14 protein-coding genes are annotated in these 17,807 nt (G+C 62.7%); 8 read left to right on the forward strand and 6 right to left on the reverse strand.

The window, feature by feature from the left end:
• Window positions 1-150 precede the first annotated feature (150 nt).
• Window positions 151-831, reverse strand: a complete 681-nt coding sequence (locus tag ACX0GZ_RS09690) for a hypothetical protein (RefSeq protein WP_458815824.1) — start codon at window positions 829-831, stop codon at window positions 151-153.
• Window positions 832-951: 120 nt separating this feature from the next.
• Between ACX0GZ_RS09690 and ACX0GZ_RS09695 the strand changes: the two genes are divergently transcribed.
• The 3 genes from ACX0GZ_RS09695 to ACX0GZ_RS09705 all read left to right on the forward strand — a co-directional run bounded on the left by ACX0GZ_RS09695 (window position 952) and on the right by ACX0GZ_RS09705 (window position 4,612).
• Window positions 952-1,224 (forward strand): ArsR/SmtB family transcription factor, encoded by a 273-nt coding sequence (locus tag ACX0GZ_RS09695; RefSeq protein WP_458815826.1) that lies wholly within the window; start codon window positions 952-954, stop codon window positions 1,222-1,224.
• Between the two features lie 8 nt (window positions 1,225-1,232).
• Window positions 1,233-2,975, forward strand: a complete 1,743-nt coding sequence (locus ACX0GZ_RS09700; protein ID WP_458815828.1) for a TnsD family Tn7-like transposition protein — start codon at window positions 1,233-1,235, stop codon at window positions 2,973-2,975.
• Window positions 2,976-3,139: 164 nt separating this feature from the next.
• Window positions 3,140-4,612 (forward strand): M48 family metalloprotease, encoded by a 1,473-nt coding sequence (locus ACX0GZ_RS09705; protein ID WP_458815830.1) that lies wholly within the window; start codon window positions 3,140-3,142, stop codon window positions 4,610-4,612.
• A gap of 52 nt (window positions 4,613-4,664) precedes the next feature.
• On the opposite strand, the gene ACX0GZ_RS09710 is transcribed toward ACX0GZ_RS09705, so the two are convergent.
• The gene (locus ACX0GZ_RS09710) at window positions 4,665-5,351 is read right to left on the reverse strand and encodes a DUF4197 family protein (RefSeq protein WP_458815832.1); all 687 of its coding nucleotides are present in this window, start codon (window positions 5,349-5,351) and stop codon (window positions 4,665-4,667) included.
• Window positions 5,352-5,490: 139 nt separating this feature from the next.
• On the opposite strand from ACX0GZ_RS09710, the gene ACX0GZ_RS09715 reads away from it, so the two are divergent.
• Complete coding sequence (locus ACX0GZ_RS09715) at window positions 5,491-7,431, forward strand: S9 family peptidase (protein WP_458815835.1); 1,941 nt, start codon at window positions 5,491-5,493, stop codon at window positions 7,429-7,431.
• A gap of 82 nt (window positions 7,432-7,513) precedes the next feature.
• Here ACX0GZ_RS09715 and ACX0GZ_RS09720 read toward each other — a convergent pair whose 3' ends face one another.
• The 4 genes from ACX0GZ_RS09720 to ACX0GZ_RS09735 form a co-directional block, all read right to left on the reverse strand.
• Complete coding sequence (locus ACX0GZ_RS09720) at window positions 7,514-8,239, reverse strand: 3'(2'),5'-bisphosphate nucleotidase CysQ (protein WP_458815837.1); 726 nt, start codon at window positions 8,237-8,239, stop codon at window positions 7,514-7,516.
• Window positions 8,236-10,155 carry a sulfate adenylyltransferase subunit CysN gene (gene cysN / locus ACX0GZ_RS09725; protein WP_458815839.1) on the reverse strand — a complete coding sequence of 640 codons (1,920 nt, stop codon included), beginning with the start codon at window positions 10,153-10,155 and terminating at the stop codon, window positions 8,236-8,238. The genes ACX0GZ_RS09720 and cysN overlap by 4 nt, the downstream gene beginning before the upstream one ends.
• Window positions 10,156-10,303: 148 nt before the next feature.
• Entirely contained in the window at window positions 10,304-11,209 is a 906-nt protein-coding gene (gene cysD, locus ACX0GZ_RS09730) for a sulfate adenylyltransferase subunit CysD (protein ID WP_458815841.1), read from the reverse strand.
• A 100-nt stretch (window positions 11,210-11,309) separates the two neighbouring features.
• Window positions 11,310-12,647 carry a UDP-glucose dehydrogenase family protein gene (locus ACX0GZ_RS09735; RefSeq protein WP_458815843.1) on the reverse strand — a complete coding sequence of 446 codons (1,338 nt, stop codon included), beginning with the start codon at window positions 12,645-12,647 and terminating at the stop codon, window positions 11,310-11,312.
• 457 nt (window positions 12,648-13,104) lie between these two features.
• Here ACX0GZ_RS09735 and ACX0GZ_RS09740 point away from each other — a divergent pair, with 457 nt between their 5' ends.
• The 4 genes from ACX0GZ_RS09740 (at window position 13,105) to rpsU (ending at window position 17,772) form a co-directional block, all read left to right on the forward strand.
• Window positions 13,105-14,478 carry an EAL domain-containing protein gene (locus ACX0GZ_RS09740; RefSeq protein ID WP_458815845.1) on the forward strand — a complete coding sequence of 458 codons (1,374 nt, stop codon included), beginning with the start codon at window positions 13,105-13,107 and terminating at the stop codon, window positions 14,476-14,478.
• Between the two features lie 290 nt (window positions 14,479-14,768).
• On the forward strand, window positions 14,769-16,970 hold the full coding sequence (locus ACX0GZ_RS09745; protein WP_458815847.1) for an ATP-binding protein: 2,202 nt from the start codon (window positions 14,769-14,771) through the stop codon (window positions 16,968-16,970).
• A 66-nt stretch (window positions 16,971-17,036) separates the two neighbouring features.
• Window positions 17,037-17,429 (forward strand): response regulator, encoded by a 393-nt coding sequence (locus ACX0GZ_RS09750; RefSeq protein ID WP_458815849.1) that lies wholly within the window; start codon window positions 17,037-17,039, stop codon window positions 17,427-17,429.
• A 136-nt stretch (window positions 17,430-17,565) separates the two neighbouring features.
• Window positions 17,566-17,772: a 30S ribosomal protein S21 gene (gene rpsU, locus ACX0GZ_RS09755; RefSeq protein ID WP_458815851.1), complete on the forward strand. Its 207-nt coding sequence runs from the start codon at window positions 17,566-17,568 to the stop codon at window positions 17,770-17,772.
• The last annotated feature ends 35 nt before the right edge of the window (window positions 17,773-17,807 follow it).

The following is a 17,807-nucleotide window of genomic DNA, read 5'->3' on the forward strand; positions in this document are numbered from 1 at the left end:
AACCAAACTGTACCGAGCAATGTTATGTATTCCACGCCCTCGGAGGCGACGATGATCACAAACCAGTCGTCAAGACGGGCATCGTAATTGGTTGATGCCCTTAGCGGTGAGCCGCCGTTCACGGCATTTCCCAGAATGTTGGCAATTCGCTCATGCTGGAAAGCGCTGTTCTACGTGGAACTCAAATGGTGCAGCTTGGCGAGCAAACCCTCGATTTTTCAGTGCCGTCAAATAGTCGGCAGTCGCCTCGGAAAGCAGGGAATTGGCTATCGGTTCGCTTGGATCAAATCCTTGCTGGATGATCGCTTCGCTCGCGAACCAGCTTCCGAATTGTACTTCCAGAAGGTGTCGGAACGACTGCGCGCTATCAATCAATCTCGCCGAAAAGATCTGTACATGTTGACCCTGACTTTCTCCAACGATTGTCGCCGTGAAAAGGCATATATCGGATTGAGGTCTCGCTGGTGTGGTCAAAGCTGACACGCAGAAGGTGAGGCCGGCGGTGTCTTCTGGGCTGGGATCCATGTCTAGGGAGAGCGTGTGAACAACAAGCGCACGTCTCACACCCTCAGCACTTCCGCAGACCTCGACTGCAGACCTTCCGTCAAACAGCCGCCGCTTGGTTTTCAGCCACGCAACCGGAGACCCCAAGATTCTGTCGCGAACAAACCGCTCGGCCGTTGCAGCGCCCATCTGGAGCAATCCGTCTGTATGCTCGTCACTCCACGCCATTGTTGGATTGACTTTCAGCGGCCGCATCAACCGCGGCCGGCGACGCGGCGATAGTGGCATCTGATCTCTATCGAGCTGAATTCTTCGCTTCCGTTTCATATGACCCTCGCAATCCATCACGACTAATATACGCGTAAATTGTTTAATTTCCGTATATCATGAAATAGCGAAAAACGGAGGTTGTTGCGCTGTTCGACGGGCCCCGATAGAGCCGTGGGCGTGCAACATAATTTGGCTATAGGGATGCTGGGGGCGCTGGCGCTCGATGCGCGTCTGCGAGTTATTGCTCTTTTGTCAGGCGTGGGTGATGAGGGACTTTCGGCTGGCGAAATTGCGCGGCAACTGGGCCTACAGCAAAATACCCTTTCTGGGCATCTTGCGAAGCTCTCCCGCGCCGGAATCGTAACATCCGAACGCCGCAAGACATCGATCATATATCGTTATGACCGGACCTCGCTGGAGAACCTTGCCTTGTTCTTGACGAACATCTGAGGGTGGTAATGCGTCTCGGCTACTTTCCTGAAATTTATCCAGAAGAATCAGCCTATAGCGTAATCGCAAGATATCATCACCATACAGGCAGCAGGTTTCAGGATTTCACAATTGAAGCTCTGATGGGGGATCCGCACCTCAAAGTGCACGTTGAGCTGCCTTACAGACTTAACACGCTTTCTGAGCGGATTGATGGCCGGCGCAGCGCCGCTGATATCGCGATCAACCATACCTCGCTTCCATACTATGCCGCATTCCGACGAAGGCGCGACAGGCTGCGCGCCTTGGAAGGTATTTACGATCGAGGCGCAGCGGCGATGTTGTTAGGAAGCGTAGGCGCAAAAGACCGACAAAAGGCGACCCTGCATTACTGTATAGAGTGCGAATTAGAAATGCGTGATAGCCACGGCGAAGCATTCTGGCGTCGGGATCATCAAATTCCAACTGTTCTAACTTGCCCCACGCACCGGAAATTTCTACGGGATAGCGGGATTATTCGAAATGGCCGTATCCTAAGCTTCTACCGTCCCGCGCACAAAACGCCGGAGGTGAGGCCGGTATGCGCAGATTTGGAGCTGCTGCCGCAGCTGTTGCGGCTGACGCGGATCAGCTGTGATCTGCTTCAATGGGATAATGAACAATTCACTTTTGAGGTTGGACAACCTAAATTAGACCAGCTGATCCGCAGCAAAGGATATGTGCTTCGGAACCAAAAGTTAGACCTGAAAAATATGGCTATCGATCTTCTGCCGTATTTCCAGAAGCTCTACGATATCTGGCCGCAGCTACGCTATTCCACCGACAAAGCTAGTAGCTGGATATTCAACGTCCACGGACACAGCTATCCTTCTCGCCATCCGCTTTTTCATATCCTGCTACGCGATGCTCTTGAACAACTTCCCGATGGTGTCGGCGAGCCGGTAAGAAGTAAAAGAGACGGTGTGTTCGGCAACGGGCCGTGGTCCTGCGTGAATCCGCTTGCCGGACACTTCGGTCGAAAGGTTGTAAGATCTATCGAACGGTACAATGGGAGTCACCGTGAGGAAGGGGCAATTTTCACCTGCTCGTGCGGTTACATCTATCGCCGAAAGAAGAAGCCAAACGGCGAGATCACTCCGCCTACCCGGATCGCATACGGAAAGCTGCTCGACGAGCTCATCGAGCGCGCCCGCCATGAAGGGTGGACGCTAAATAGGACGGCGAGAGCAGCAAAACTGAACGACAAGACACTGTTTCGGTACTTAGTAATCAACGAAATAGCGCATCCTTGGAGCGCTCGGCGCTTTTCAGCGGTCGAAATTGCGCATTCTCCGGCACCCGTTCGCAAGCCACGCATCAGAAATCGCGCGACCGGAAGAACCGTCGCTTACAGTGCCGAAGAGTTGAAAGAGATCGACGCCGACATTAGCAGACGAATCGATGAAAAGGCGGCTGAAATCCGGCATCGGGCACCGCCCGAGCGAGCTAGTCGATACAGAATATGCCGGGAGATCGGACCAATGCCGCGTCTGGAGGCGAAGCGAATTCCCCGCATAACACAAGCCCTAGATCAATGCGCTGAAGCGACCCCCGACTTTCGCCGTCGGCGCATCGTCAAGATTTTAGACGAACTGGGCGACGGCCCCCGGCCTACGGTGAGCCGATTGGCAAAAATGATCAGTTTTCCGTATCAAGAAGGACATCAGTGGATCATCGATCTGCTGGTCGCCTACGACGCCGAGGGATATTCTCTGCCTATGAATGAAGGCTAACTTTTAAATTGCTGCCTGTGGCGCCGAAGGCAAGTGAAAGGTAACTTCAAATCATAATTGATGCAAGCATCGCACGAGAGGGCGCCTTTATGAAAGCTAACTATTTTTGGTGCACAACCGATCCGACCGCCTCTCGTTCGCCAGTCGATAAGGGAGGAATCGGGATGACCAAGAAGATCTTGCTGCTTGCGGCGGCACCGCTTGCGCTCGCAGGCTGTGCAATGGGAATGGCCGATACCGCCCCGCTCGCGGCGGGACAGGCGGCACCGATCACGGCAGCCGAACGCCAGCAGGGCGCGCAGGCGAATGCCGGGCTGATCGCCGAATTTGGCGGCGCCTATAGCGGACCACAGGCGACTTATGTCGAGCGGATCGGACGGCGCGCGGCGGTGCAATCGGGGCTGTCGTCGGATGCCAACGCGTTCGACGTGACCCTGCTCAACAGCCCGGTGAACAACGCCTTCGCGGTGCCCGGCGGTTATATCTATGCCACGCGCCAGCTCGTCGCGCTGATGAACGACGAAGCCGAACTGGCCGCGGTGCTGGGCCACGAGGTCGCGCATGTCGCGGCCCGCCACAGCCAGCAACGCCAGTCGGTGACCCAGCGCAACACGCTGCTCGGCGCGTTGGGCCAGGCGATCGTCGGCGCGGTCGGCGGCGATTCGGGGCTGGCGGGTCTGCTCGGGCGCGGTATCGGCACCGGCGCGCAACTGGCGACGCTCGGCTATTCGCGCGGGCAGGAAACGCAGTCGGACGATCTGGGCATCCAGTATCTGGTCCGCGCAGGCTATGACCCGGCGGCGCTGTCCACCATGCTCGAAAGTCTGGCCGCGCAGAACAATCTCGACCAGCGGCTGGCGGGCAATGCGCGGACCTTGCCCGGATGGGCGAGCACCCATCCCGATCCCGCCTCGCGCATCCAGCGCGCTGCCAATCAGGCCGCCGCCACCGGCGCGACCGGCACGCGCAACCGCGATGCGTTCCTGACCGCGATCGACGGCATGATGTATGGCGACGATCCGGCGCAGGGCGTGATCGACGGGCGCGATTTCCTGTACCCGACCGGCCGCGTCGCCTTCACCGTGCCTCAGGGTTACACGATGCAGAACAGCGCGCGCGCGGTGACGATCAGCGGGCAGGGCGCGCAGGCGCAGTTCGCGACCGCCAGCTATTCGGGCAATATCGATACCTATGTTCGCAGCGTCTTTTCCGGGCTGACGAGCGGCGGCGCGGCACCCCAGATCGAGGTGCAGCGCACGACGATCAACGGCATCCCGGCGGCCACCGCCACCGTCCGCGCATCAAGCGGACAGACGCCGATCGACGCGACCGTGGTCGCCTATGCGGTCAGCGGCACTCAGGCCTATCATTTCGTGATCGTTACCGCCGCCGGGCAGGGGGCGGGCGCGCTTGCGCCGATGGCGCAGTCGTTCCGGCGGATGACCGCCAGCGAAGCCTCGGCGATCCGCCCGCGCTACGTCCGCGTAGTAACGGTGGGCAGCGGCGACACCGTTCGCAGCCTGGCGCAGCGCATGGCTTATCCCGACAATCAGTTGGAGCGCTTTCTGGTGCTCAACCGGCTCTCGGCCAATGCTAACCTGCGGGCAGGCGAGCGGGTGAAGATCGTCGCCTATTAGGGGCCAAACTCAGTCCGGGCGATCACGTCGATCTCCTGACGGAGTTTGAACCCTAAGCGCCGAGAAGGGCGATCAGCACCGGGTCGCGAGTGGCGCGGGGATTGGCGCGGATGGCGGCTTCCTCGCGTCCGATCGCGCGAAAGATCGCGCTGCTCGCCGAACGCGCGGCGCTGTCGGCGAGCCAGCGATAATCGAAGCCGGTTTGCGCGCCGAGCGCCGCGCTCATGATCTCAAACGCGTCGGATCTGAGGCCGCCCGAAAACTCCGGGAACATCGCCCGAACCAGCGCGCCACCGGTCTGGCGTTCGAGCAGAGTGGTCGCCGCAGTCGGCCCGCCGCGCAGCACCGACACGGCATCCGCAATCGTCATCCGGCGGACCGAATCGAGCACGATCGGCGCGGCGCGATCGGCGGCATCGACCGCGACATCGTTGAGCGCGATGGCGATCTGGCGGCGCACCGCGTTGGTGCGAAGCACGGCGGCGAGCACCGCGCCCGAACGATCACCCTCGAACGTCGGGATTTCGATCCGGGTCAACTGGTCGTCATAAAAGCCGCCCGGCTGGATCAGCCGCTGGAACGCGCGCTGGCTGGACAGGATCATCAGCCGCCGCACGCCTTCGTCGAGCGTATAGCCGCCCATCGGCGTAGCGCACGCGCTGAGCCCCACGATCGGCGCGATCGCTGCAAATCCCATCAATCGGCGTCGATCGAGCCGCACTCCATCCATCTGTCCCATCGTCCTGGTCCCTCATCCGTCGTTGCGCGAAGCCATGCCAAGGCCTCGCTTGACCCGGCGTGAACGATCGTCGGACGGGGGTTGTGCCATCGCCCGGCCCCCCTAAAACAAGCGCAAATCGAAGCAAGGGGATGTGAGGATGAAGCGGTTGAAACTCGCGGTGCTGGCGGGCGCGATGCTGGTGAGCCCGGTGATGGCGCAACAGGCCCCCGCGCCGGAGATTCGCCAGGTCGGCACCGCGCGGCTGGAGAATGTTCCCGAAATCCCCGCCGAGGTGCGCGAGGCGGTGCAACGCTTTCAGAACAGCCGCTCGGCCGAGTTCGAGGACTGGCTGGCCGATGGCACGATGCTGATCCGCACGCGGTTCGGCACGTCGAACCAGCTTCATCATGTCGCCGCACCGGGCGCGAGCCGCCAGCAACTGACCTTCTTCGCCAGCCCGGTTGCGGGTGCGACGGCGATCCCCGGCACCCAGCGCTTCGTGATGACTCGCGACACCGATGGCGACGAGTGGTTCCAGCTTCACGTTCGCGGGCTGACCGGCGCGTCGGTGCAATTGACCGAGCCGGGCACGCGCAATGGGTCGCCGGTGGTCAGCGAAGACGGACGGCTGCTGGTGTGGACCACCGCGACCAAGGGCAGCGCGGCCTATACGCTCAACGCCGCCGATCTGACCGCGGCCCAGCCGACGCCGCGTGCGCTCTACAACTCCGACGGCGCGATCGGCTCGAGCGACTTGTCCGCCGACAAAAGTCGCGTGCTGTTCACCCGCAGCCTGTCGAACCGCGAAAGCCAGATGTTCGTGCTCGACACCGCGACCGGACGGGCGTCGCGAATCGCGCCCGACGCACCGCCCGCGCGCTACGACAGCCCGCGCTTCCTGGCCGACGGCAAGACGATCCTCGCCATTTCCGACCGCGACAGCGATGTGCGCCGCCTGGTCGAGATCGACATCGCGTCGGGGCGCGAGCGCGTGCTGACTCCCGACCTCAAATGGAATGTCGAGGGGTATGATCTGTCCAAGGGCGGGCGTGTGCTTGCCTATGTCGTCAACGAGGACGGCTTTTCGCGCGTCGTCGTGCAGGACCGCATCACCCGCCGCGCACTGCCCCAGCCCGAATTGCCGCGCGGCGTCGTCTCCGCGCTCAAATTCTCGCCCGACGGTCAGACGCTCGCGATCGGCCTGTCGTCGGCGACGTCGGCGGGCGATGTCTGGGCATGGGATGTCGCGGGCGGCGGACTGACGCGCTGGACGACCTCCGAACTCGGCGATCTCGACCCCGCTGACCTTGCTGAGCCCGAACTGATCCGCTTCAAATCCTTCGACGGCCTGTCGGTCCCCGCCTTCGTCTATCGTCCGAAGAACGTTCCCGCGGGACAGCGGACCCCGGTCATCATGGACATTCACGGCGGACCGGAGGCGCAGTCGCTGCCCAGCTGGAATTACGGCGCGCAGTATTTCGCCGACACGCTGGGCGCGACCGTGATCCTGCCCAATGTTCGCGGGTCGGACGGGTACGGCAAACGCTATCTCAACCTCGACAATGCCGAAAAGCGCGAGGATTCGGTGAGGGACATCGGTGCCTTGCTCGACTGGATCGAAACACAGCCGGGCCTCGATGCGTCGAAGGTCGCGGTCTATGGCCAATCCTATGGCGGCTATATGAGCCTGGCAGTCATGACCCATTATTCGGACCGGCTGGTCGGCGGGGTCAACCGCTATGGCATCAGCGATTTCGTGACGTTTCTGGAACGCACCGAAGCCTATCGCCGCGACAATCGCCGGGCCGAATATGGCGACGAGCGCGATCCCGAGATGCGGAAAGTCTTCGCCCGCATCGCGCCGATGGCGAACATCGCCAAGATCACCAAACCGATGCTGGTGATGCAGGGCGCGACCGATCCGCGTGTGCCGCAATTCGAAAGCGATCAGGTGGTCGCCAAGCTGCGCGCGAACGGGATCGAGACCTGGTATGTGCTGTTCTCGGACGAAGGGCACGGGTTCCAGAAGAAGGAAAACAACGACCTTCGCCGCGAAGTGGAGACGGTGTTCCTGCGCAAGCTGTTTGCGGGGAAGTGAGGAGAGGCGGCGTTTCGTGGGGGCGTCTCAACCCCCATCCTTCGTCACCCCGGAACAAGTCCGGGGTGACGGATAATTCGGGCTATCCCCCGCAATTCCCTACCGCCGCCAGCACCCGATCGGCCCATTCCGTTCGACAGATGAGCAGATCCGGCACGCCGGTCGAGCGCGCGTTGTACACGAGCGGCGATCCGTCGATCCGCGAGGCATGCAGCCCGGCGGCAAGAGCCACCGCGGCGGGGGCGCAATTGTCCCATTGGTGCTGGCCGCCCGAATGGAGGTAGATTTCGGCCTCTCCCAATACGACCGCCATCGCCTTCGCACCCGCCGATCCCATGCCGATCGTCTCCGCGCCGATCGCGTCGCGCACGTTGGCGCACAACTGGCTGGGGCGGCTGCGGCTGACCAGCATGCGCGGTGGCGTAGCGGGCGCGGGCAGGGCGGGGGGCGCATCGCTCGCCAGCACGATCCCGCGCGCGGGCAGTGCCACCGCGCCGACCAATGGTGCGCCATCGATGGCGAGGGCGACATGCACCGCCCAGTCATCGCGGCCTTCGCCGAACTCGCGGGTGCCGTCGAGCGGGTCGATGATCCACACCCGCCGCGCGTCCAACCGGGTCAGATCGTCGGCGGATTCCTCCGACAGAACGGCATCGTCGGGTCGTGCCTCGCGCAGTCGGTCGAGGATCAGGCGATTCGCCTCGGCATCGCCGCGCGCACCCGCGTCCGGGTCGCCGTCACGCTGGATCGTGACGAGCCGCTTCCCCGCTTCCTCGGCGATCGCCGCCGCCAGCCGCGCGTCGGTCACAGGCTCGGCACCCAGGCGCCGACCAGCCGTTCGACGATCATCTCGGCTGCGTCTTCGGGCGTGATGCGCGTCGTGTCGATGCGGATATCGGGGCGCTCGGGCGTTTCATACGGGCTGTCGATGCCGGTGAAGTTCTTCAGGTCGCCTGCACGCGCTTTCCGGTAAAGCCCCTTCACGTCGCGGCGTTCCGCCTCTTCCAGTGGTGTGTCGACGAAAATCTCCAGAAACTCGCCTTCGGGAAGCATGGCGCGGACCATGTCGCGCTCTGCCTTGAATGGACTGATGAACGCAGTCAGCACGATCAGCCCGGCATCCGTCATCAGCTTGGCCACCTCGCCGACGCGTCGGATATTCTCAACCCGGTCGGCATCGGTAAACCCGAGATCGCGGTTGAGGCCGTGGCGGACATTGTCGCCGTCGAGCAGGAAGGTGTGCTTGCCGAGAGCGTGCAGCTTTTTCTCGACCAGATTGGCGATGGTCGACTTGCCTGAGCCCGACAGGCCGGTGAACCAGAGCAGGGCAGGCGTCTGGCCCTTTTGCGACGCGTGGGCGACCCGGTCGATTTCGACGGCCTGCCAATGGACGTTCTGCGCGCGACGCAGCGCGAAATTGATGAGCCCCGCGGCGACCGTCGAATTGGTCAGTTTGTCGATCAGGATGAACCCGCCCAGATCGCGGTTTTCGGCATAGGGCGCGAAAGGGATCGGGCGGTCGGTATAGACTTCCGCCACGCCGATATCGTTCAATGCGAGGGTTTTCGCCGACAGCGTCGCCATCGTGTTCACGCACACGACATGCTTGGGCGGCTGGATGGTCGCGCTGACTGTGCGCGTCCCCGACTTCAGCCAATAGGCGCGGCCCGGCAGCAACGCATCGTCGGCCATCCACAGGATCGTCGCTTCGAACTGGTCGGCGACTTGCGGGGGATCGTCGGCGGTGGCGATCACGTCGCCGCGCGAACAGTCGATTTCGTCGGCGAGGGTGAGCGTGACTGATTGGCCTGCGCTGGCTTCGGTCAGGTCGCCGTCGAAAGTGACGATGCGGCCGATGGTCGAAGTGCGCCCAGACGGCAGCACGCGGATCGGATCGCCGGGCCTGACGGTGCCGCTGGCGATGAGCCCGGCGAACCCGCGAAAATCGAGATTGGGGCGGTTGACCCATTGCACCGGCATCCGGAACGGAGCCGTCCGTGCCGCATCGCGCGCGACCTCGACGCTCTCGAGATGGTCGAGCAGCGAGGGACCGGCGTACCAGGGCGTCGCATCCGACTTCGCCGCAATGTTGTCGCCGCCCAGCCCGGAAATGGGGATCGCGGTGAAGGCTTCGATACCGATCGAGGTGGCGAACGCGCGGTAATCGGCGACGATCTCTTCGAACCGCGCTGAATCGTAACCAACCAGATCCATCTTGTTCACTGCCAGCACGATGTTCCGAATGCCGATCAGGTGCGCGAGATAACTGTGCCGTCGCGTCTGGGTCAGCACGCCCTTGCGCGAATCGATCAGGATGACAGCCAGGTCGGCGGTCGATGCGCCGGTGACCATGTTGCGGGTATATTGTTCATGCCCCGGCGTATCGGCGACGATGAACTTGCGTTTTTCCGTCGCGAAGAAACGGTAGGCGACATCGATGGTGATGCCCTGTTCGCGCTCGGCGGTGAGGCCATCGACCAGCAGCGCGAAATCGATTTGCTGGCCTTGTGTGCCGACGCGCTTGCTGTCGGCTTCCAGCGCGGACAGTTGATCCTCGAAAATCTGCTTCGAATCGTAGAGTAGCCGTCCAATCAGCGTCGACTTGCCGTCGTCCACCGACCCGCAGGTGATGAACCGCAGCAGCGATTTGCGCGAATGCTGGGCGAGATAGGCATCGATGTCGGACGCGATGAGCGCGTCGGGGCGGTAGGCGGGGCTGGTCATCAATTCCTCCCCCGCTGGGAGAGGTGGCAGCACGAAGTGCTGACGTAGGGGGCTTGCAGTGAAGAATGGCGCTTGCGGCGAACCCCCTCCACCATGCTGCGCATGGTCCCCCTCCCCCTATGGGGGAGGAATGAATAGGGCACGCCCATCAGAAGTACCCTTCCTGTTTCTTCTTCTCCATCGATCCGTCGCCGGCATCGCGATCGATCGCACGGCCCTGGCGTTCGGAGGTGGTGGTCAGCAGCATTTCCTGAATAACCTCGCTCAGCGTCGCGGCTTGGCTCTCGACGGCGCCGGTCAGCGGATAGCAGCCCAGAGTGCGGAACCGGATCGAACGCTCCACGGGCACCTCGCCGGGTGCAAACCGGAACCGCTCGTCGTCGACCATCAGCAGCATCCCGTCGCGCTCAACGGTCGGGCGCGGCGCGGCGAAGTAGAGCGGCACGATCTCGATCCCCTCGCGCAGGATATATTGCCAGATGTCGAGTTCGGTCCAGTTGGACAGCGGGAAGACGCGGATGCTCTCACCCTTGGCTTTGCGCGCATTGTAGAGGTGCCAGAGTTCGGGCCGCTGCGCCTTCGGGTCCCAGCGGTGGCTGGCCGAGCGGAACGAAAAGATGCGCTCCTTGGCGCGACTCTTTTCTTCGTCGCGCCGCGCGCCGCCGAACGCCGCGTCGAAGCCGTATTTGTCGAGCGCCTGCTTCAGCCCCTCGGTCTTCCACAGGTCGGTGTGCAGGCTGCCGTGATCGAACGGGTTGATGCCGCGTTCCAGCGCCTCCGGGTTCTGGTGGACGATCAACTCCATCCCCGCATCCGCCGCCGCCTTGTCGCGCAAGCGATACATATCGCGAAATTTCCAGGTCGTATCGACATGCATCAGCGGGAAGGGCGGGGGGGCGGGAAAGAACGCCTTCTTGGCCAGATGCAGCATCACGGCTGAATCCTTGCCGACCGAATAGAGCATCACGGGACGTGTCGTTTCCGCTGCCACCTCGCGCAGGATGTGGATGCTTTCGGCTTCGAGATCGTCAAGATGCGTCGGCTGGGCGGCCAAGGGATGCTCCGGTTCGCGTGGGCAGGATTGCCGCCCGCGTCCAAGAGCATATCGACGCCCCGCACCAAAGCCGCAAAAACTTTGGCGCGTCAAAGATCGGTTAGTCCGCGGTCGGCGCCACCGGATCGCCCGCGGTGCCGCGCCCGACGCTCGAATAGGCGAAACCCGCGCGCGTCACTTCGTCTTCGCGATAGATGTTGCGCAGATCGACCAGCACCGGCCGTTCCATCTTCGCCTTCAGCCGCGACAGGTCGAGCGCGCGGAAGGCATTCCATTCGGTGACGATCACCACCGCCGATGCACCCTCGGCCACGTCATAGGCGCTATCGCAATAGGTGATGTCAGGCATCACCGCCTTGGCGGCTTCCATGCCTTCGGGATCGTAGCCGCGCACGACCGCCCCCGCATCCTGCAACGCCTGAACGATGGCGATGGCGGGGCTGTCGCGCATGTCGTCGGTATTGGGTTTGAAGGTCAGCCCGAGCACGCCGATGGTCTTGCCGCGCACATCGCCGCCGACCGCGGCAATGACTTTCCGCGCCATTGCCCGCTTGCGGGTGTCGTTGACCGCAACCGTCGTCTCGATCAGGCGGATGGGCGCGCCATTGTCCTCGGCGGTCTTGACCAGCGCCAGCGTATCCTTCGGGAAGCACGATCCGCCATAGCCCGGACCCGCGTGGAGGAACTTCGACCCGATGCGGTTGTCGAGCCCGATCCCGCGCGACACGTCCTGGACGTCGGCGCCGACCTTTTCGCACAAATCCGCGATCTCGTTGATGAAGGTAATCTTCATCGCGAGGAACGCGTTGGCGGCATATTTGATCAGCTCGCTGGTGCGACGACGGGTGAATAGCAGCGGCGACTGGTTGAGGAACAACGGACGGTACACTTCGGTCATTGGCCCGCGTGCGCGTTCGTCCTCGATCCCCACCACGATGCGGTCGGGGCGCTTGAAATCCTCGATCGCCGCGCCTTCGCGCAGGAATTCGGGGTTGGAGGCGACCGCGAAATCGGCTTGCGGGTTTTCCTCGGCGATGATCCGCTCGACCTCGTCGCCAGTGCCGACCGGCACGGTCGATTTGGTGACGACCACGGTAAAGCCCTTCAGCGCCGCACCGATCTCGCGCGCGGCGGCATAGACATAGGACAGGTCGGCATGGCCATCGCCGCGCCGCGCGGGCGTGCCGACGCCGATGAACACCACGTCCGCGTCGCCCACCGGCCCCGCCAGTTCGGTCGTGAACGACAGCCGCCGCGCCGCGACGTTACGCGCGACCAGTTCGTCCAGCCCCGGCTCGTAGATCGGAATCCCGCCCGCGTTCAGCTTGTCGACTTTGGTCGCATCCTTGTCGACGCACACCACCTCATGCCCGAAATCGGCAAAGCATGCGCCCGATACCAGGCCGACATAGCCCGAACCAATCATCACGATACGCATGGGGATTCCTTCATTATGGCGTTCGCGCCGGAATGGCGTGCCACGCCTTATCCGCGGCGCTTGCGGCTAGGCAAGCGAGAGGCCGCGTCGCGTAAAGGAAAAGCCGACCCAAGGGCCGGCTTCGCATCATTTTTCAGAAAGGTAAGAGCGCCCGACCCACCGGCCGACGATCGTCACGATCGCAGGGCCGTCAGGCCGGACGCAGTCGGGTTACCAGGGACGCAGACCGTCGCTGTATTCCCGGAAGAAGATCGACAACATGTTTTTTCTCCCAAGCGCGCTTGTCGCGCAGGGCATTGTTTAATGAAATTTTTACCATCGGACAATCGTTACGTCGGCGGTTCGTGTCCCGCAGGGGCACGCGACATGGTGAAACTTAACCCTTCCTTCAGCGCGGGTCTCTAGATTGCCCTTCATGGTCGCCAGAGATGCAACCGGTGCAGTCGGCAAACGGCATGTGAAATCGCACGGCGGCGGCGTTCGGGGCGAGGACACGGTGCGCGCGGCGGCGTCCGCAAATACGACCTGCGCCGAACGGCTCGATGCGGTACGCGACAAGCTGTGCGACGCATCGCGACTGACCGTCCCTCGGCGTACCTGGCGCGTATTGATCCTGTGCGAACTCAATAACTTCCAGACGCTTCGTCGCCATGTCGGATTGCCGCGTGCGGATGCCCTGCTCGGCGATATCGCAAAGCAGGTCATGGCGGTTGCCCCCGGCGTTCGGCTGGCGGCCGCGGGGCGCGCCTTGCTCGAAATCGCATTCGAAGCCGACAGTTTCGACCGATGCGAAACATTGGTTGCGGAACTGCGCTATCACTTTGCGGAACCGTTCGACATCGATGGCGAAGCCTATCCGCTCGATCTGCGGTTCGGCGGCGCGGCCGTCACCGGACACGACCGCGACGAGGTGCGACTGGCAGAGGGAGCGGAAGCCGCGCTGCGCCAGGCGCACTATGACGGGGCCGACGTGATTCGCGATCTGACGCGCGAATCGGGCACGTTCGATTCGCTGACGCTGATGCGCGAATTGTCGGGGGCGATCCAGTCGGGCCAGATGTTCCTGCAATATCAGCCCAAGGTGCATGTCCGCCGTCAGGAAGTGGCAAGCGTCGAGGCGCTGGTGCGCTGGCAGCATCCCGATCGCGGACTGATCCTGCCCGGCGATTTCATCCAGGTCGCCGAACAGGCCGGGCTGATCGACGACCTGACCCGATGGACGCTTGCCCAGGCGATCGCCGACCAGCGGGTCCTGGCGGCCGACGGGCACATCCTGACCATCTTCCTGAACATATCGGGCGTGTTGCTGGCCGATCGCGGGTTCGTCGATGCCGCATGCCGGATGATCCGCGACAGCGGGGCGCGACTGGGGTTCGAAATCACCGAGACCGCGGTCATCAAGGAACCCGAAAAGGCGATCGAGCATCTCGAGATGCTGGCGCAGATGGGGGTCCAGATCGCGATCGACGATTATGGCGCGGGGCTGTCGAGCCTCGCCTATCTGAAAAAGCTGCCTGCCAGCGAACTCAAGATCGACAAGGGGTTCGTGCTGCAATTGACAAGCAGCAATCGCGATCCCCTGATCGTGCGATCGACGATCGATCTGGCGCATGCGCTGGATATGGAAGTGACTGCCGAAGGCGTTGAGACGCCCGCCGCGCTGGCGCTGCTCAGCGTCATGGGGTGCGACATGGTTCAGGGCTACCTTCTCGGTCGCCCGGTGGGGCTGGAGGCGTTCCGGCAATATCTGGCCGACGAACGGCATCTGAGCGCGGTGGCGAGCGGGCGCCCCTCCTTCCATCGCCCCGAAGCGTTCTGGAAGCGTGCCTGACCTGTCGGCCTTAGGGCGGGCTTAACGCTTGCCGGGTAACATGGGACTGCATGCAGCACCCTGCCGCCCTTGTGAAACTTGTCGTCGTTAGCCTCTGGCTGGCGCTTTTCGCGCATCCGGCGTTGGGGCAACAGCCGACAGCATCTTCGTCGTTCGACGCACTCGTTACGATCTCTAACGAAAATATGGTCATCGATCCAGATCTCGCACTCGAGTCTGGAACGGCTGCCGAACGTCGCGCATCGGACCGCATTCAACGGGCGACGGCATTGTGGTTGCAATCAGAGGCATTGTTACGCCTCAAGCGGGCCGATGAAGGGATGACGCGGATCGTAAAGGCAAGCCAGTTGCTCGAACGGGTCGGAGGCCAGGTAGAATTACGAGCGAACATTCTGCTTACACGAGGCGGAATTGACGTTGAAACGGGCCGCATTGCCGATGCTCTCAGGCACTATCAACAGGCGTACCGCCTGTTTCAATCCTCGGAAAATGCTCGCAAGCAGGCGATCACGCTGATCGTGATTGCCGAGCTTTTCAGACAAGGTAGCGATTTCGAATCGGCGCTCCGTTATTACCAACGGGCCTATGAAGCCTATCAGGGCGATCCGGTCTTCACGGTATCGCTGATCAACAACCGCGCGAACCTGTTGAACGACATGCAACGGTTCAATGAGGCCGTTGCCGAATATCGCGTCGCGCTTCGGCAGGCGCAGCAGGTCGAGAATAATTACTGGCGTGCACACATCCTCGCCAATCTGGCGCGTTCACAGGCGTTTGCCGGTGATCTGGACGGGGCCAGGGCGTCGATCTCGCAAGGCAGGCAACAGGCGGCACGGCCTGGTGGCGAACGAGCGCTCGACGACCTGCGCGTGGTCGAGGCGCTGGTGGCGTTGCAAGCAGGCAATGTCGCGGTTGCGCGAACCCATATCGAACGGCGTTTCGCAGGCGTCGATCTGGCGATGACCACGCTCGGCGCGCGCCCGGCCCACCGCATCGCCTATACTGTCTATGCGCGTAGTGGAAATTCGGCACGAGCCCTGGGGCATCTCGAAGCGCTTCGCCGTCTCGACGATCAGACCAACCGGATCGCCACATCGACCAGCGCTGCGCTCATGAGCGCGCGCTTCGATTTTGCCAATCAGGAACTGCGGATCGCCAATCTGAAGGCCGAGGAGTTGCGGCGCAACGTCGCGTTCGAACGGTCGCGGACCCGGCTTCAGCAGACGGTCTTTGCGGTTGCGGCATTGGGCACGCTGCTGGTGTTCGCGTTGCTTGCCTACAACCTCTACACGACCCGCCGCAGCCGGAACGACATCCGCGCCGCAAATGCCGAACTGGAACAAACCAATGTCCGCCTCGAAAAGGCGCTTGCCGCCAAGACCGAATTCCTGGCGACCACCAGCCACGAAATCCGCACGCCGCTGAACGGCATTCTCGGCATGACTCAGGTGATGCTGGCCGACGGGTCGGTGTCGGGACGCCTGAAGGACCGGATCGATATCGTCCACGGCGCCGGGCTGACGATGAAGGCGCTGGTCGACGATATTCTCGACGTCGCCAAGATGGAGACCGGGCATCTGTCCGTATCGCTGGAGCCGACCGATCTGCATGCGACCCTGGGAGAGGTCACGCGGATGTGGGAAGAGCAGGCGCACGCCAAGGGGCTGGCGTTCCTGCTCGATTCGAGCGGCGCGCCGCGTTGGATTGAAACCGATCCGGGCCGGTTGCGCCAGATCGCGTTCAACCTGCTCGCCAACGCGCTCAAATTCACCGAAAGCGGCGGCATCACCATGCGCGTCAAGCAGCGCGGCGAGGGCGACGATGCACGCCTGACGATTGCGGTCCGTGACACCGGTATCGGCATCGCGCCCGAGAAGCAGGGGGACATTTTCGAATCGTTCAAACAGGTCGATTCGGGCACGACGCGCAAATATGGCGGCACCGGTCTTGGCCTCGCCATCTGTCGCAACCTGGCGCAGGCGCTGGGGGGCGACATCGGCGTCGAAAGCGTCGAGGGCGAAGGCGCGACGTTCACGCTCGACATTCCGCTTCGCCTCACGACCGCGCCCGACGGGATCGAGCCCGATATCGAGGGTGGCGTGCTGCTGATCCTCGACCGGAACCCGATCAACCGGTCGATGTTGCGGACCTTGCTGGAGCCGAGGACAGGTCATGTGCGGTTTGCCGGCGACGTGGACGAGGCGGTTCGTGCGCTGATGGGCGGCGGGGTCAGCCATGTGCTGATCGACGACGGCACCGTGCGCGGCGGACAGGCCGACCCGATCGCGCTGATCGGAAAGGTGACGGCGGCGGCCGCCAACGCCGGGGCACGCAGCGCCGTGCTTTGGAAAGCGCCCAGCGACGAGGATCGTTCGCGATTGCGGGAAACCGCACTCGACATCGTCATCGCAAAGCCTGTCGCGGGTGCCGCGATGGCCGATGCACTGTTCGGCGCAAACGGAAAACCGCCTCTTGTTTCGCAAGCGGCATAGAGCGATAGGCGAAACGGTGCTATGCTTCGCGACGCATCGGCGAAGCACCTACGGAAGGCTCAGGCGTTGAATATCCTGTTCATCGAAGACGACCCGATGAACCGTCGTGTCGTTCGCGACATGCTGGATGTGGCCGGTGCTTCGATGGCCGAGGCGGCGAGCGCGGAAGAGGGGCTGGCGCAGATCGACGCGCAGGATTTCGATTTCGTGCTTGTCGATCTGCGGATGCCAGGGATGGACGGGTTCGAAGCGATCGGCCGCATTCGCGCCCGCACCGATTCGAAGGCGGACATTCCGGTCGTCGTGGTGACGGCCGATGCCGCGGTCGATCTGAAGGAACGCTGCCTGAAACTGGGCGCGGACGAGGTGTTGTTCAAACCTGTCGCGATGGACCAGCTGTTCGACGCGATCGGGCGCATCCTTGCGCGTCGCGCGGGCGACGACGGCATCATCGGCTGAGGATCGGACCTTTGCGCGCTTGAAATCATCAATGTTCGCTGATAGGGCGCGGCCAACGTCGCGGACCTGCGTTCGCGCCGACCCTATTTCTATTGACCCGTTCGATTGACGAAAAAGACTGGAGCAGTACGGCTTTATGCAAATCATGGTTCGCGACAACAATGTCGACCAGGCGCTGCGCGCACTCAAGAAGAAGTTGCAGCGCGAGGGCGTCTATCGCGAAATGAAGCTGCGCCGTCATTACGAAAAGCCCAGCGAAAAGCGCGCTCGCGAGCGCGCCGCTGCCGTGCGCCGCGCCCGCAAGATGGAGCGCAAGCGCATGGAGCGCGACGGCGTCCGTTAAGAACGCCTGACCGGATGGGCAGGGCGCACCCATGC

The sequence above is a fragment of the Sphingomonas aestuarii genome, assembly GCF_054457155.1.

What these genes read in the sequence shown, in the direction of transcription:
- ACX0GZ_RS09690 (WP_458815824.1), bottom strand. Translation starts at nt 831, where the DNA reads ATGAAACGGAAGCGAAGAATTCAGCTCGATAGAGATCAGATGCCACTA.
- ACX0GZ_RS09700 (WP_458815828.1), top strand. Translation starts at nt 1,233, where the DNA reads ATGCGTCTCGGCTACTTTCCTGAAATTTATCCAGAAGAATCAGCCTAT.
- ACX0GZ_RS09705 (WP_458815830.1), top strand. Translation starts at nt 3,140, where the DNA reads ATGACCAAGAAGATCTTGCTGCTTGCGGCGGCACCGCTTGCGCTCGCA.
- ACX0GZ_RS09710 (WP_458815832.1), bottom strand. Translation starts at nt 5,351, where the DNA reads ATGGGACAGATGGATGGAGTGCGGCTCGATCGACGCCGATTGATGGGA.
- ACX0GZ_RS09715 (WP_458815835.1), top strand. Translation starts at nt 5,491, where the DNA reads ATGAAGCGGTTGAAACTCGCGGTGCTGGCGGGCGCGATGCTGGTGAGC.
- cysN (WP_458815839.1), bottom strand. Translation starts at nt 10,155, where the DNA reads ATGACCAGCCCCGCCTACCGCCCCGACGCGCTCATCGCGTCCGACATC.
- ACX0GZ_RS09735 (WP_458815843.1), bottom strand. Translation starts at nt 12,647, where the DNA reads ATGCGTATCGTGATGATTGGTTCGGGCTATGTCGGCCTGGTATCGGGC.
- rpsU (WP_458815851.1), top strand. Translation starts at nt 17,566, where the DNA reads ATGCAAATCATGGTTCGCGACAACAATGTCGACCAGGCGCTGCGCGCA.